General features: G+C 31.1%; 11 protein-coding genes. 6 read left to right on the top strand and 5 right to left on the bottom strand.

The genetic code is table 11. From position 1 onward, the window contains the following. Window positions 1-42 precede the first annotated feature (42 nt). Window positions 43-5799, bottom strand: a complete 5757-nt coding sequence (locus WG945_RS07665) for an Ig-like domain-containing protein (RefSeq protein ID WP_068448812.1) — start codon at window positions 5797-5799, stop codon at window positions 43-45. 586 nt (window positions 5800-6385) lie between these two features. Between WG945_RS07665 and WG945_RS07660 the strand changes: the two genes are divergently transcribed. Together WG945_RS07660 and WG945_RS07655 are read left to right on the top strand one after the other, a co-directional pair. Next, window positions 6386-6802 (top strand): CBS domain-containing protein, encoded by a 417-nt coding sequence (locus tag WG945_RS07660; RefSeq protein ID WP_025562381.1) that lies wholly within the window; start codon window positions 6386-6388, stop codon window positions 6800-6802. A 214-nt stretch (window positions 6803-7016) separates the two neighbouring features. Continuing rightward, window positions 7017-8147, top strand: coding sequence for a PepSY-associated TM helix domain-containing protein (locus tag WG945_RS07655; RefSeq protein ID WP_082864187.1), 1131 nt, complete (start codon window positions 7017-7019; stop codon window positions 8145-8147). A gap of 49 nt (window positions 8148-8196) precedes the next feature. Here WG945_RS07655 and WG945_RS07650 read toward each other — a convergent pair whose 3' ends face one another. From WG945_RS07650 to WG945_RS07640, 3 genes are all read right to left on the bottom strand, one after another. Then, window positions 8197-9573: an exonuclease domain-containing protein gene (locus WG945_RS07650; protein WP_068448811.1), complete on the bottom strand. Its 1377-nt coding sequence runs from the start codon at window positions 9571-9573 to the stop codon at window positions 8197-8199. Next, window positions 9574-10230, bottom strand: a complete 657-nt coding sequence (gene rpe, locus WG945_RS07645; protein WP_068448809.1) for a ribulose-phosphate 3-epimerase — start codon at window positions 10228-10230, stop codon at window positions 9574-9576. 879 nt (window positions 10231-11109) lie between these two features. After that, entirely contained in the window at window positions 11110-11973 is an 864-nt protein-coding gene (locus WG945_RS07640; protein ID WP_015482077.1) for a sigma-70 family RNA polymerase sigma factor, read from the bottom strand. 201 nt (window positions 11974-12174) lie between these two features. Here WG945_RS07640 and WG945_RS07635 point away from each other — a divergent pair, with 201 nt between their 5' ends. Genes WG945_RS07635 through WG945_RS07625 form a run of 3 tightly spaced genes read left to right on the top strand, consistent with a single transcriptional unit; the run spans window position 12175 to window position 13777 of the window. Beyond that, a complete protein-coding gene (locus tag WG945_RS07635) occupies window positions 12175-12744 on the top strand; it encodes an RNA polymerase sigma factor (RefSeq protein ID WP_082864186.1) in 570 nt (189 codons plus the stop codon). A gap of 2 nt (window positions 12745-12746) precedes the next feature. Then, a complete protein-coding gene (locus tag WG945_RS07630; protein WP_068448805.1) occupies window positions 12747-12935 on the top strand; it encodes a hypothetical protein in 189 nt (62 codons plus the stop codon). A gap of 5 nt (window positions 12936-12940) precedes the next feature. After that, window positions 12941-13777, top strand: coding sequence for a mechanosensitive ion channel family protein (locus WG945_RS07625; RefSeq protein ID WP_082864185.1), 837 nt, complete (start codon window positions 12941-12943; stop codon window positions 13775-13777). Window positions 13778-13890: 113 nt separating this feature from the next. On the opposite strand, the gene WG945_RS07620 is transcribed toward WG945_RS07625, so the two are convergent. Beyond that, window positions 13891-14505 (bottom strand): deoxynucleoside kinase, encoded by a 615-nt coding sequence (locus WG945_RS07620; RefSeq protein WP_068448800.1) that lies wholly within the window; start codon window positions 14503-14505, stop codon window positions 13891-13893. A 228-nt stretch (window positions 14506-14733) separates the two neighbouring features. Between WG945_RS07620 and WG945_RS07615 the strand changes: the two genes are divergently transcribed. Continuing rightward, window positions 14734-15588 carry a GLPGLI family protein gene (locus WG945_RS07615; protein ID WP_068448798.1) on the top strand — a complete coding sequence of 285 codons (855 nt, stop codon included), beginning with the start codon at window positions 14734-14736 and terminating at the stop codon, window positions 15586-15588. The last annotated feature ends 6 nt before the right edge of the window (window positions 15589-15594 follow it).

The raw sequence follows: 15594 nt of genomic DNA, 5'->3' as shown, positions 1-15594 counted from the left end.
AAGATACACCTCAATTTTTAGTATTGAGGTGTATTTTAAGTGTTATTCAATAACTACCTTTTTGTTTATTGTACCTTTATTGGTATTCATTTTTACAATATACACACCAGTTGGAATTTGTTTTTTGATCTCTAATTGGTGAGTGTCTTTTTGTTCTTTAATATTCCAAATACTTACTTTTTTACCTAGAATGTCAAACATCTCTACCTTATTAATTTCTACTTCATTGTTTTTAGAAATTACAATTTGGTGGTTTTCATTGTCTGCATAAATATTGGTGTATGCATCTAATATTTCATTTTCTATGTTTAAAGTACTACTTGGAGTAAAAGCAAGTACAAAACGATCTGTATATTTTCCTTTATCTAAAGTTAAAGTGATTTTATCACTTGTAAGATCATAAGAAGTTCCGGTAAGTTTATCTGTAATATAAATATCTCTAGTTACATTTTCAGTTTCATCTACCATTATATTCACTTGTCCAGAATAATCAACAATTACTTCTAAAGGAACTTCTAACTCGTTCGAGATTTCTTGAACCCCAGCAATTACATAATTTTTATCATCATTAGGGAATTTCCAATACATGTCTGTTTTACCAGTTTCATATGCTTCCGAGTCGTATCCTTTATTAAAAGCAAAAGAATTTGTTGCTTGGAAAGAGATTCCTATTTGATGGTGTAAGAATAAATTATCTTCATTGTAATATTCAAAACCTAATTTAATAAAAGGTAATGCATTAGAAGTAGTTTTAGACTTACTCGCTTGTTCACTTGTTTTAAAGAAAACAGATTCAGTACCTTCTGTTACATAAGCTCTTTGGCTGTTATTAAATTCTATTGTTCCGCCAAGATCTCCTTCAATAAAGAATCCTTGCCCGATTGCAATGTATGGAAGAGGTGTTGTATAATCAGTGGCACTGTCTACTCCAGAAGTTCCGCTGTTATCATTACTAGTATTTGCAGGTAAGTCTGCCGCAACACCACCACTTAGGTTTAATGTTGCATATCCACCAATATAACCACCAAATATATGTCCGTCAATACCTTGTCCTTCACCAATAGCACTTTCTTTATGTTCCCAGAAGTAAAGTGTTCCTGTAGTCTCATTTAAGTTGTCATTTATAAACTTTTTAGCATTCATAGCAGAAGGGAAAGGGTTACCTATTAGATAATCTTCTCCTGCACCTAAAGTATTATGGGTATTGAATTCACCATCATTAGGAGTACCAACAAATGTATAATTTTGTCCTAGTAATTTTCCAGGTCCTTTAAAAATAAATCCATCTCCGCTATTTATTTCACCGTCTTTATATTGGTGTGCCCAATTAGTTCTACCATTAGATTCTGGTGAATATGTGTATATCCAATAGTCTGCTAATGAAATGGCAAGTGTATTTGTTTCATCAAAAGAACCATCATACCCAGGAACAAAAGTAATATCTTTTGGGGTTGTTGGGTCTGTACCATCTTTTAATACATCTTCTATTGTGTAGATGTTGGTTCCTGAATTTACAGGAGAACTCATATAACCATATCTGTATAAACTTGGTATTTCTGAGTTTTGGTCTACTAATAGATTACCCATTGTACCTACAATTGTACTTGTAATTGTACTTGCACCTGTATGTGTTTGTACTAATTGTGCTAACGTACCTGCTAAACGAATATCTCCATCTAAAGTAATATCATTAGTAACTACTAACAATTGGTCTGTTACTGTTAATGTAGTACCTGTTTCTACTTTAAGTTTTCTTGCACTTAATCTATTACCAGTATGTTCAAAATCTTGATCAATTACTACAGAACGAGATCTATCTGGAAAACCATTCGTATATACATTACTACTAGCAGTTGAAGTTGTAATTTTAATTCTATGTAAACCTAACAGCGTATTCGCTTCTGTATCTGAATTTAATATTTCAGAAATTAATGGATCTTGTGGGTGTCTTTTAGTTCCTGAAATATTAGCTTCACCAATTGGTTGATAAGGTGTTATTGCATCATCAATAAATACTACCCACTCATCAGCGGTATAGTTTTTATTAGTTGTTAATGCCTCATCTATCCTTACAACAGATGTTTTATTTGCAATATTAGAAGCTACATCATATCTATTTGCCCAAGAGTTTATTCCGGTAGCAGTAGAAAGCGTAATAATATCATTAGCATCATTTAAATCTGTTAAAGGAGCATTTGTTTGTATGTTGCCAGTTCCTAGATTATTAATAGAGGTTGCAGCTCTATTGTTTATTAAAACAGATTTACCAACTTCTAATATTGTATTAACTACACCATCAGCATCTGGTTGTATCCCTGTTTGATCTCCTGCTTTATCTTTGTACAATTGTACTTTAATTGTATTTGCAGGAATATCTGTTCTACCTATGTTTGTAATTTCAATCCATTTTTCTATACCAAAATGATATACTTGGGTAATCATTGCGTTTGCTTCAAGAACTTCAGGAATAGAAGTCAAATACAAGGTAGCTTGATCACTAGCAGTTGTTGTTCCGTTATCATTAATTATGTACGTAACAGGAACTGTTCCTACAAAATTAGATAATGGTTCAAAAGTATAAGATCCATCAGCGTTTAATGTTAAATCCCCAACATTTGGAATCGTTGTTTTTGTTCCAATTGTAATAGACGTTCCATTTGCAGTTGCATCCGTAACCGTTTGATCATTATTTTCTGGGTCAAAGTCATTTGCAACAACATTACCATTCATTGTAGTTCCTTGGGGAGCAGAATTAGCATCATCATTGGCAAAGGTATTGTTACCATAATTAGGAATCACATTTAAGCTAAGGGTAGCAGTATCGGTACCACCATTACCATCAGAAATGGTGTATGTAATATCATTTACTGTCCCTGTAAATCCATCCACAGGAATAAATTCATAAGTTCCAGTGCTGGTTAAGTTAAGAGTACCTGCATTTGCAATAGCATTTCCATATTCATCAACCCCAGCAACTGTTGTTGCTGTTCCAATAATTACATCAGCAGAAGATACGGTTAAAGCATCTCCATCAGGATCACTATCATTAGAAATTACATTAGAATTTATATTTGTGTTTAACTCTGTTGTATTTACATCATTTTGCGCCGTTGGCGGATTACTATTCGGTTGAACGTTTGGCAATACTTCAATTGATAAAGAAGCGGTGTCTGTAGCTCCATCATCACCAGTTCCTGTGTAAGTAACAGGATCAATAGTTCCTGTAAATCCTGCAGCAGGTACAAAAGTGTAGTTTCCGTCAGATTTTATAGTAATGGTACCTGCATTTGCAACAGCATTTCCATTTTTATCAACACCAGGTACATTTGTAATAGTTACACTACCAGGAGTTCCACTTGCTTCTGGAGGAACTGTATAATCAGTGGTACCTATTTTTACTTTTGTTACACTTGCTATATTTTCATCATTGGTTAACAAGTCTCCGTTAATAGGAGTGTCTTGTGGTGTTTGATTGATATCGTTATAAGGAGCTATATAACATGCAGGACTTTGAATATCTGCATTTTGAGAAGTACCTATAGTTTGTGTTATTCCACCTGGAATTCCGTAAGTATCACTTTCTTTATCTGTATCTACAGCAGCAGTAAGCATTCCAAAAGTTGGGCTGCTTGGATCTGTATCAATATCTGTATGACTATAAGTTCCGCTTCCTTCTAAAGCATCCGGACAACCATCGTTGTCTGAGTCTGAGTCTAAAGAATTAGCGATCCCATCGCCATCACTATCACAATTAGAAGATAAAGTGTTAAAAGGGATTGGAATTCTTGATGGTGAAGTAGTGTTTGAGTATTCGACATTCAAAGAATGTGCTCCTGTCCTTTCAAAAAATAGAATTTCGATGGTGTGAGCACCTTTATTTAGTGCAAAGGGATTTCCTGTGATTGGACCATTTGCACTATGCAGACCATCATAAGCTACAACTTCATTTCCATCAATATATACTTTAGATCCATCATCTGAGTTTAAGTAAAAAGTGTAAGTATCTGTCGTGGGTATATTAATAAAACCTGTATACCTAATGCTATAGTTGGTATCATCAGTTGGAGTAACAATATTCTGTAAAGCCTCTACATTAAAATCTGAAACAGTACCTACTCCTGCAGCTCCTGTGGTAGGGATGTTGTCTACACTATTATTGAGAGGTATAGCATCATAAAATTCATAATTTAAACTACCTGTACATCCTATATTTTCTTCAGTATCTGGTATACCATCATTATCATCATCTAAATCTACATCGTCTGGTATACCATCCTTGTCGTTATCATAACAAGCGTTTACACTTGCATCTAAGTAATACGCGTCTGGTGTAGTATAACTAGCTCCAACTACTTTTCCAACAGTATCAACTGTTGGGGTTCCATTACCGTATGTTCCGTTGTTATTTGAATCTGCATCTGTTACAGTACTAAAATAAGCTTCATCTGCATCTGAACAACCGTCTCCGTCTGAATCTGAGTCTAAATAATCTGGAGTTCCATCTCCGTCTGTGTCTAAATTTTTACACGCAGATATTATAAGTTCAATGGTATCTCCTGCACCAGTAGTACCATCTTGTGGAAAAGCTAATGATATACTACTCGTTGGCTCGTTTATAGAGAGCGAGCCAGAAGCGGTACCGTCACTTACACCTTTGCTGGATTCAGCTTCAAAGGCTGTAGCATTTCCTGAAGAAGAATCTTTTACTGTGTTTGATGTTACAAGAAAATCATCTGTTGCATTCGTTAATTTAGTCCAAGTTAATCCTCCATTTAAGGTAATTAAAGCTGAATTTCCTGTGTATTGACCAGAACCTGTATTAACAATTCCACCTATTCTATCGAAATGAAGTTTTAAATTGTCTACTGTAACCGCATTTCCTGCTGAATTTTCAAAAGTTATGGTTAAAGTTGATCCCCAGTTATAAGAAGTCTGTAAAGAAACGTCACCACCAAGATCCTCAGACCAAAAATTCTGATTATTAAAATTTCCATTTGAAAACGCAGTTGTAGCTGTTGTTACAGCTCTTGCTATTATTCCATTTCCAAAATCAAAGGTTCTAGTTGTAGCGTTTACAGATGTCCATGTTCCAGATTGTACGGATGTACATAAACCTTCATCTATATCTAAAATACCATCATTATCATCATCTTCATCGTCAACATCAGAGACGCCATCATTGTCATTATCTGTAGTAACAAGTACGTTATCTATAGCAATATCACCTCTGTAATTAGTTCCTCTGATTCCTTCAAATCTAATTGTAATATTTTGCCCATCATAAGCACTTAGGTCTATAGATCCACTACTAAGCCAATTATTTCCTTGATTTCCAGATTTTGTGAAAAGGTTTGTATTATTTACATAAACATTTAGGGTTCCAATGGTTGACCCATACATGTGATATTGAAACGTTAATTTGGCATTTTTTTTACCTATCAGACTAAAATCTTTTTCTAACGAAGCCGTTTCGCCTGTCACTCTATTAAAACCACTAGTTTCTATATACATATAGTAACTACCGTCTTGGGCAGAATTAGGTCCTGTATTGCTACTTCCAGTAGGACCTGACAGGTTAGTCCAGTCAAAATCGTCTCCACTTACATTTACCCAGCCGTCTAAAGAATTTTCGAAGCTATCTTGCCCAGAAGCATTCTGAAAGGCAAATAAAAACAGTAGTGGTAGTATAAGATACGAAACCTTATTAAATTTTAAAGCAATTGCTTTTTTTGTTGGGGGAACTAAATTGAAACGAGCTATTTCCCCAAATAGTGTCGATCTTTTTAGATTTTTAATCATTTTAAGTAGTTTTAAGGCGTAAAAATAGTAATTAAAATTAACTAAGTGCTAACCTTTAGACACATAGATATTTAAAAGGTCACTTTAGTTTTAATTTAATATAAAGTAATTTGTGCACTTCTTAAAGAGAATTTTTTGAATAACTGCTCCTTTTAAATATATGATATTATTTTGTTGTTTTTATTAACAAATTTTTAACAAATGTTAAAAAAAGCTATTTACTAGGCAACTAAACAGTATGTGGTTTTTATGTATTTATTTTTTAAGAGGATACAGAATTGTAATTTATGAAATAAATAGTTGTCATTTTTATTTTAATAATTATAGAGAAAATAGTTTAAAACATTAATTTAGGTATTAAAAACCTTAACATAAACTTAATTTCTTTAAATTAATAATAGCTGTCTTAATAACCTTTTATGGTTTTATAAAATAACCTGTTTAGAGTGTATTATTGGTAGTTGTTTAATGAGGAAGAACTATTATTTAGAAAAAAGTTTTCTTAACTTTTGTTAAAACTGATAAAAATCATCTTTTAAACTTGATTTTATGCAGAAATTTGTAGGTATAATAAAAAGCTTAAATTATGAGAAGAGACGAGCCTATATCAACAATAATGGCAACAAATTTAGTTACATTATGTGTTACGGATGATTTAGTTACTGCAGAAAAGTTATTTATAGAACACAAAATAAAACATATTCCGGTAGTTCGTGATAAAGAAATCATAGGAATGTTAAGTTATTATGATATACAAACAGTAAGTTCTGCTGTTTTAAATGAAGATCAAACATCGGTAGATAGTTATATAAACAACAATTTTTCTATAGCACAAGTTATGGATAAAAGCATTACAGCGATTCCGCCTTATACATCTATTAAAGATGCAGCAGAATTGTTAACAACAAAAGGATTTCATGCATTACCAGTAGTTGAAGATTCTGAACTAGTAGGTATTGTAACTACTAGGGATTTAGTAAAATATTTGGTTGCCAAATTATAGTGGTTTTTATATTGGTTAGTTAGTAAGAAAGAGGCTTTTAAAGAGGCCTCTTTTTTTGTTCCATGTATTTTTATTTTTTGATAGTTTTTTTTATTATATATATTTAATCTAAATAAGTTTTGAGTAATTGAATATGGATTATATATTTGCAGAATTGTTTAAAATAATTTATTTACCTACATAACTTTTGGTTATGTTTCTATAATTACTGACCATGAAAAAAACAGCTCCTTATTCTTTTAGAAAACTAATGAACGATATTCATTTATGGTTGGGTTTAGCTAGTGGAATTATTTTATTTTTAGTGTGTTTAAGCGGAACAATTTTAACTTTTGAGCATGAAATAAAAGATTTTTTTGCTGATGATTTTATAGTTGAAAAAACACCAAACAAGGAAACAATAAGTGGCTTAGTAACAGCTTTAAAAGTAGCAGATATGGGTTTTGTAACAGGAGTAACCATTGCTGCAGACGAGGAGGAGCCATATGTTTTTAATGTAAAAAAAGATTTAAAAGAACGTCGTGGATCTAAAGTATTGGTCAATCCTTTTTCTAGTGAAATACAAACGGTAAAAAAAACAAGTGCAGATGCATTTTTATTATCGATGTTTAAATTACATAGATGGTTGTTGTTAGATATTAAAATAGGAAGACCTATTGTTGGGGTTGCTACCATTATCTTTTTAATTATTTCACTTTCTGGCATTGTTTTATGGTTTCCTAAGAAACTAAAATGGCGAAATATAAAACAAGGTTTTAAAATTAAAACCAAGGCCAATTGGAAACGTATTAATCATGATTTACATAATACCTTAGGGTTTTACGCGTGTATATTTCTTATCATTATGGGAGTTACAGGTTTGTGTTGGTCTTTTGAAGGGTATAAAGATGGTTTAGGGAATTTAATAGGAGCTGAAATTTTTAACCGTTCGAGTCCAAAATTTGACTTGGAAAAGAATCCAGGAAATAAAGTGATTTCAGTAGATGAAGCAATTGAAATAGCCAATAAAACGCTTGCTTATAAAGGAGATTTGTCAGTCACTTTTCCTACTAAAAAAAGTAATTATTATAGTTTTAGAAAAACGAATGAAGCCAACTTTTCTCCGGTAACTTCAGATAGGTTGTATGTGGCATTGTCAGGAGAAATTTTAGCGGCAGATTATTTTAAAGACAAACCGTTAAATGTACAATTTGCATCGTTAATTAAACCGATTCATACCGGAGATATTTATGGTTTGTTTTCTAAAATAATTTATTTTTTAGTGTGTTTAATTGCGACAAGTTTACCGGTTACAGGAACTATTATTTGGATCAATAAAATGAAGAAAACTAAAAAGGTAAAATAATTATTTACTTTTTTAAAATAGAAAGAAACACTCAACTTATTAAGGCTGCTTATAAAGTAACTTCAATATTTTGAGTGTTTTGTTTTTTTAAATATTCTGCTATAATACGCTGAATATCTTTGCTGTCTTTTTTAGGTGTTACAAAAAACTGATAATCTTCTGGGTTTTCTAATTGTGCTGATTGCTGAAAATCTACATAACCAAAACCTTGGTAAATTCCTTCTAAAATCAATGCAAAACCAATTTCATTTTCAGTTCTACCTTTCTCTTTAATAACGAAACTTTCAGAGCTAATTCCAACTGATTTAATAGCTTCTTTTACACGAACGTTGTAATCATTAACAGCCTCTTCATTGCAACAAATACCTTGGCAATCCTCTAACGGATAAAGAGTACAACTAGTTGTGTTGGGTTCTATGTGGCAGTATTTTTGACATAACTGAAACTCCTTTTGTAAGGTTTCTAAATGATTTTTACATTCAGCAACAGAAGAACATTTCAATATAGGATTAGGAAGCATTTTTAACCGATTATGACCTAAATGAATAATACCTTTTTGATCTTCGTAAATAAACAAACCAAACGTTTCTTTTTTCTCTTTTTGCGGTTTGTTAAACTTAGGAGCAGTTTGTTTAATTTCTGCGGATTCTAATAATAAAGACAGTAATTCGTTACCCGTTTCTGTGAAAGAAATAGCTGCGATTTCTAAACACATAGTTTGTGTTGTTTTCTTTTTATCAGAAAAATGACTGATTACACGTTGCTTTATATTGTTAGATTGACCAATATAAATAATTTCATTATTGGAGTTTTTAAACTCATAAACGCCAACGGTTTCGGGTAAGTTATCTACTATTTTTTTATCTAAAAGCGGTGGTACCGTTGCTGGTTTAGATTTAGGGTTTAAAAAGGAATTAATAGTAAAATTATCATCTCTTTCTAATAATCTCTTAAACAATTCTGTAGTTGCTTCTGCATCTCCTTTTGCTCGATGTCTTCCGTTTATAGGGATGTTTTCTATGGTACAAATATTCCCTAAACTATAAGAACTTAAATCGGGCATAATCTTTCTAGACAAACGAACTGTACAGAGCTTTTGTCGTTCAAAATCGAATCCTAAATTTTTAAATTCTTCTAGAATAATATTGTAATCGAAATTAACATTATGGGCTACAAAAATTGTGTCTTTGGTTATTTCTGCTACCTTTTTTGCAATTTGATAAAACTTAGGCGCATTTCTTACCATGGCATCTGTTATACCGGTAAGGTCGGTAATAAATGCAGGGATATTTTGTTCTGGATTTACCAAAGTAGTAAACTCATCTACAATTACTTTTCCATCAAAAACAAAAATGGATATTTCGGTTATTTTAGAACCTTTATATCCATTTCCTGTGGTTTCTATGTCTACAACTGTATATAACAATTATTCTATTGTCTTTTTTAAGTCGGCAATAGTTTGTGTAGGATTTTCCGATCCAAAAACAAAACTACCAGCTACTAAAACATTTGCTCCAGCTTCTATTAATGCATTTGCGTTATAAGAAGTAACACCTCCGTCTATTTCTATCTGACATTCAGATTCTGTAAAATCTATTAAGTGTTTTAATTGACTTACTTTTTTATAGGTGTTTTCTATAAATGATTGTCCGCCAAAACCAGGGTTTACACTCATAATACACACTACATCTAAATCTTCTATAATATCTTCTAAAACTGCAATTGGTGTATGCGGATTTAAAGCAACTCCGGCTTTCATTCCTGCAGCTTTTATTGCTTGTACTGTTCTGTGTAAATGTGTACAAGCTTCATAATGTACGGTTAAAATATCTGCGCCTAAATCTGCAAAAGTTTGAATGTACTGATCTGGATTTACAATCATTAAATGTACATCAATTGTTTTCTTAGCGTGTTTAGTAATCGCTTTTAAAACTGGCATTCCGAAAGAAATGTTTGGTACAAAAACTCCATCCATAATATCAATATGAAACCAATCTGCTTCACTATTGTTTACCATTTCGATGTCTCTTTGTAAGTTAGCAAAATCTGCTGCTAAAATTGAAGGTGCAATTAAATTACTCATTGTTTTGTTGTTGTGTTGTGATTTAATTTTGCAAAGGTAATTAAATTGTCATTGCGACGAACGAAGCAATCTCTTAAAAATATAAGAATAATTTAGTATAAATTTGGACCACATAGTGACATAGAAAATATAGCGTTTGTATTAAAAAGAAAAGTATATGAACAAGTTTAGTTCTTATTAAACGGCATTCTTTTGTGTGTTAAATTTAATAATCTGTATGTTTATTTTGTCTCTTTTTCTTTTCCATTGATGAAAAGAAACAAAAATCTAGACTGATTTTAATTTTTTAGAATTCTACATTGTATTCCACTATCGCATCCAGACCACTGCGTTCTTTGGATGCTTGCCGTTCCATACAATTTGAATTTCTACAAAAAATTAAAAGTAGGTCGATAACATGAAGTTATATGTTTTTTTAATAGATGATTTGTAGGTGTTTATCGGAGTAATAAAATACCGCTAGCGCGAGCGTCTCGCTCGTGCCAAAATCAGCGATCATATTATTTTATCTTTTACTATTAAACGGTACGAGCGAGACGCTCGCACCAGCATTGGGTAATCTTTGGATGCTTTCCGTTTCTTACCATTTGAATTTCTACAAAAAATTAAAAGTAGGTCAGCAGTATAAAGTTTGATGTTTGTTTATAAACAAGTTTAGCCCCGATTGAAGTGGTATCCTTTTTATTAGCTCTATAAAAAAGACGTCATTGCGAGGTACGAAGCAATCTGTTGTTTAATATGAGATTGCCACAGTTTAAAAAAAAATAAAATTCGCAATGACAGTTATAAAAAGATATAACGGAAAGCGGGAAATAGCTTCAAATAAAAAAACTCCCGAAAATGAATTCGAGAGTTTTAGTTTTATATTTTTGATAATGATTAACCTAAGTAAGTCATTAAAATTTTAGATCTAGAAGTGTGTTTTAATCTTCTAATTGCTTTTTCTTTAATTTGACGAACACGCTCACGAGTTAAATCGAAAGTTTCACCAATTTCTTCTAAAGTCATTGGTTGGTGCTCACCTAAACCAAAGTATAATTTTACAACATCTGCTTCTCTTGGCGTAAGCGTTTCTAATGCTCTGTTAATTTCTATTCTTAAAGATTCGTGTAATAAAACTCTATCTGGGTTTGGAGACTCACCAGAGTTTAAAACGTCGTATAAGTTAGAATCTTCACCTTCAATTAATGGTGCATCCATAGATACGTGACGACCAGAATTTTTCATAGATTCTTTTACGTCATTAACAGTCATGTCTAATTTCTTAGCAATTTCTTCTGGACTTGGAGGTCTTTCGTTTTCTTGCTCTAAGAAAGCATACATTTTGTTAATTTTATTGATAGAACCAATTTTATTTAACGGTAAACGTACAATTCTAGATTGCTCTGCTAAGGCTTGTAAGATAGATTGACGAATCCACCAAACGGCATAAGATATAAATTTAAAACCACGAGTTTCATCAAAACGTTTTGCCGCTTTTATTAAACCTAAGTTACCTTCGTTTATTAAATCGGGTAAAGTTAATCCTTGATTTTGATATTGTTTTGCAACAGAAACAACAAACCTTAAATTTGCTTTCGTTAATTTTTCTAAAGCTCTTTGGTCTCCAGCTTTAATAAGTTGTGCCAATTCTACTTCTTCATCAGCAGTAATTAAATCTACTTTACCTATTTCTTGTAAATATTTATCTAACGATGCGGTTTCTCTATTGGTAACCTGCTTGGTAATTTTAAGTTGTCTCATCTAATTCTCTATAACTTTTTAAAGGATTAATGTATTGCTACATTCTATTATACGTTAGATTTAAATAAAATGTTACAAAAAGATTCAACTTTTTTTTTAAAGTAGTTTTCGTACCATTCAACGATACTAAATTACCTATCAACTTTTTTTTAAATTTAATTGTGACCTTTCGAGTTTATTTGTGTCAAAACAATAACTGAATTGAAAACGATAGATGTTAAGGCTTTGAGTGACGAAGATTTAGTCTTTAAAATAGTAGAAACAAATAATACACAATTGTTTGCTATTTTATATGATAGATTTTCTAAAGTTGTTTATAACAAATGTTATGGTTTTTCCAAAAACAAGGAAGAAGCAGAAGATTTAACACACGACGTTTTTATCAGGTTATTTGTAAAATTAAAAACCTTTAAAGGAAACTCTAAGTTTTCTACTTGGTTGTATTCTTTTACGTATAATTTCTGTGTAAATTATGTGCAAAGAAACGATTATAAGAAGAAAGAAAAAGTTACGGTTGTTACAGATAATATAAAGGAAGATGATGTTTCTCAAGAAATTGATGATTTAACACTATTTGAGTTAAAATCAGAGAAATTGGCAAAAGCACTATCTTTAATTGATCCAACAGAAAAGATGATTCTTTTAATGAAATATCAAGATGATATGACAATTAAAGAAATTAAAGATTTTCTAAATATTGCTGAAAGCGCTGTTAAAATGAGAATTAAAAGAGCGAAACAAAAAGTTGTAAGAACGTATGAAGAGTTATAATTATGAGCAATCCTTTTAAAAGAATTATACACCATCACAGTGTACCAAAGGTTCTTAAAGAAAAAGTTTTAAGCGATATTGGGATGATTAAATTCACTCTGGATATTGCTGATTTGTTTTTAGTAAAATACCCCAAAACAATTGGAGATTTTTTGAGTAATGATACTAATAAATCTAATCGTAAAAACTAAAAACAATGACAAATAAATTACTACTAATGCTACAATCTGACATGGATTTTAGTTTTTTACAAACACTTTGGAATAATTTTACAGATTTTTTACCTCAGTTATTAAAAGGAATAGGATTTCTATTAATTGGATGGTTATTGATAAAGTTTCTACTGTATATTATAAAAAAAGCTTTAGGATTTACTAAAATAGATAGTTTACTACAAAAATTACATGTTGATGAAATTTTTGGAGAATCTTCATTAAAAATTCAACCAACAAGCATAATTATAACTGCTATTAAGTGGGTTTTAATTCTACTTTTTATAATAGTTGGCTCTGAGTTGTTAGGTTTAAGAATGATATCTGAACAATTAAGTAGTTTAATAGCCTACTTACCAAAATTAATTAGTGCACTTATCATTTTTGCTATAGGTCTTTATGTAGCAAATATGGTAAAGAAAGCCTTGTTTTCTATGTTTAAATCGTTAGAATTAACAGGCGGAAATTTGGTTGGTGCTATTGCTTTTTATTTAATAGCAATTATAGTAACTGTTACTGCATTAAATCAAGCAGGTGTAAATACAGATTTAATTACCAGTAATCTATCTATAATTTTAGGTGCAATTTTAGCCTCTTTTACAATTGCTTTTGGGTTAGGTTCTAGAGATGTTATAAAAAGATTATTATTTGGGTATTATACTAGAAAAAACATACAGTCGGGAGATAAAGTTATTGTAAATGGTATAGAAGGTGTTGTTGATGTAATCGATAATATTTGTATAATACTAATTACAAAAGAAGGAAAGGTAATCTTACCAATAAAATATATAGTTGACAATCAAGTTGAAGTAATCAGTTGATTTTTTTTAAGATTTGATAGAATGTTGGGGGACAATCTATCATCTGTGATTTATCACAAAAAGAAAGAGACCGTGAAAACGGTCTCTTTTATTTTTTAACAAAAATGATACTTCTAGAATAACCCATTTATTTGAGCGTCTATTCTATCTATAATGTATCCTAAATCTTCTTGGTTGTCTACAAAATCAAGATTATCAACATCAATAATTAATAATTTTCCTTTGGTATATTTAGATATCCAAGCTTCATAACGCTCGTTTAATCTACTTAAATAATCGATGCTAATAGTGTTTTCATAATCTCTACCTCGTTTATGAATTTGCCCAACCAAAGTAGAAATATCTGCACGTAAGTATATTAATAAGTCTGGTGGAGTTACTAAGTTTTCCATCAATTCAAATAAAGAACTATAGTTACCATAGTCTCTATTAGTCATTAAACCCATAGCATGTAAGTTGGGTGCAAAAATATGCGCATCTTCATAAATAGTTCTATCCTGAATAATATTTTCACCAGATTCTCTCAATTCTAAAATTTGACGAAAACGACTATTTAAAAAATAGACTTGTAAATTAAAAGACCAACGTTCCATTTCTGTGTAAAAATCGTCTAAATACGGATTTTCATCAACAGACTCAAAATGAGGTTTCCATTTGTAATGTTTGGCTAATAATTTGGTTAGCGTGGTTTTACCTGCGCCAATATTTCCTGCAATTGCAACGTGCATAAATTAAATTCTAATATGATTAAACAGATTGGCAAAAATAGGGAAAATAATAAACAGAAAAGGGGAACAAGTTAATTTATAACTAAAATTTATAGGAGTCATCATTTAAAAAAGTGTAAAATTTTAAGAAATAAAGGTTTTTAATATTTTCAATTAAACTTTTAGGTTTTTTTTTAGTCATAGTAATTGTAATCCGATTTATTTTATATAAAAATCAAACTAAAACACATGAAATCATTATTTACATTCATTTTTACACTTGTATCAATTATTACTTTTGGACAACAAGATTTTCAAGGGAAGGCTATTTATATGTCTAAAACCTCTGTAAACTTAGACAACTTTGCACGAGGTGGAGAACAACTTTCTGAAGCAAGAAAAAAACAGCTTCAAGAAAGAATGAAATCTCAATTAGAAAAAACCTTTATTTTAAATTTTGATAAAAGCTCATCTCTTTATAAAGAAGATGCAAAGTTAGAAGCACCAACAACAGGTGGTGGTGGAAGAGGTCCGAGGTTTGGAGGTTTTTCTAGTGGAGGAACAAAATATAAAAATACTAAAGATAAAGTAGCCTTAGAAGCTACCGAGTTTTTTGGTAAAAAGTTTTTAGTTTCTGATAATATGGAACAGTTACAATGGGAGTTAGGTGCAGAAACAAAACAAATTGGTAGCTACCTATGTTATAAAGCAACTTTACTTAAAGATGCAAACCCTTTAGATTTTTCTAATTTTAGAAGACCAAGAGGAGGAGAGGACACAGAAGATAAAAAAGATGAGGTAAAAGAAGTAAAACAAGTATTGGTAACTGCATGGTATACACCACAGATACCTGTAAGTAGTGGTCCTGGAGAATACTGGGGGTTACCTGGTTTAATTTTAGAAATAAATGAAGGAACTACCACTATTTTATGTACAGAAATTGTTTTAAATCCTTCAGAAAAAGAGGCAATAGAAGCACCATCAAAAGGGAAAAAAATAACGAGAGAAAAGTATTCAGAAACTGTAACTAAAAAGATGGAAGAATTAAGACAAAACTTTCAAAATAGAGGTAGAGGTGGTAATCGTGGAGGCGGACGTTCTTAAAAAAAT

It is taken from the genome of Polaribacter atrinae, from assembly GCF_038023995.1.
Lineage (GTDB): Bacteria > Bacteroidota > Bacteroidia > Flavobacteriales > Flavobacteriaceae > Polaribacter > Polaribacter atrinae.
This window is presented reverse-complemented; position numbering and strand designations above follow the sequence as displayed.

What these genes read in the sequence shown, in the direction of transcription:
- WG945_RS07665 (WP_068448812.1), bottom strand. Translation starts at nt 5,799, where the DNA reads ATGATTAAAAATCTAAAAAGATCGACACTATTTGGGGAAATAGCTCGT.
- WG945_RS07660 (WP_025562381.1), top strand. Translation starts at nt 6,386, where the DNA reads ATGAGAAGAGACGAGCCTATATCAACAATAATGGCAACAAATTTAGTT.
- WG945_RS07655 (WP_082864187.1), top strand. Translation starts at nt 7,017, where the DNA reads ATGAAAAAAACAGCTCCTTATTCTTTTAGAAAACTAATGAACGATATT.
- rpe (WP_068448809.1), bottom strand. Translation starts at nt 10,230, where the DNA reads ATGAGTAATTTAATTGCACCTTCAATTTTAGCAGCAGATTTTGCTAAC.
- WG945_RS07640 (WP_015482077.1), bottom strand. Translation starts at nt 11,973, where the DNA reads ATGAGACAACTTAAAATTACCAAGCAGGTTACCAATAGAGAAACCGCA.
- WG945_RS07630 (WP_068448805.1), top strand. Translation starts at nt 12,747, where the DNA reads ATGAGCAATCCTTTTAAAAGAATTATACACCATCACAGTGTACCAAAG.
- WG945_RS07625 (WP_082864185.1), top strand. Translation starts at nt 12,941, where the DNA reads ATGACAAATAAATTACTACTAATGCTACAATCTGACATGGATTTTAGT.
- WG945_RS07620 (WP_068448800.1), bottom strand. Translation starts at nt 14,505, where the DNA reads ATGCACGTTGCAATTGCAGGAAATATTGGCGCAGGTAAAACCACGCTA.
- WG945_RS07615 (WP_068448798.1), top strand. Translation starts at nt 14,734, where the DNA reads ATGAAATCATTATTTACATTCATTTTTACACTTGTATCAATTATTACT.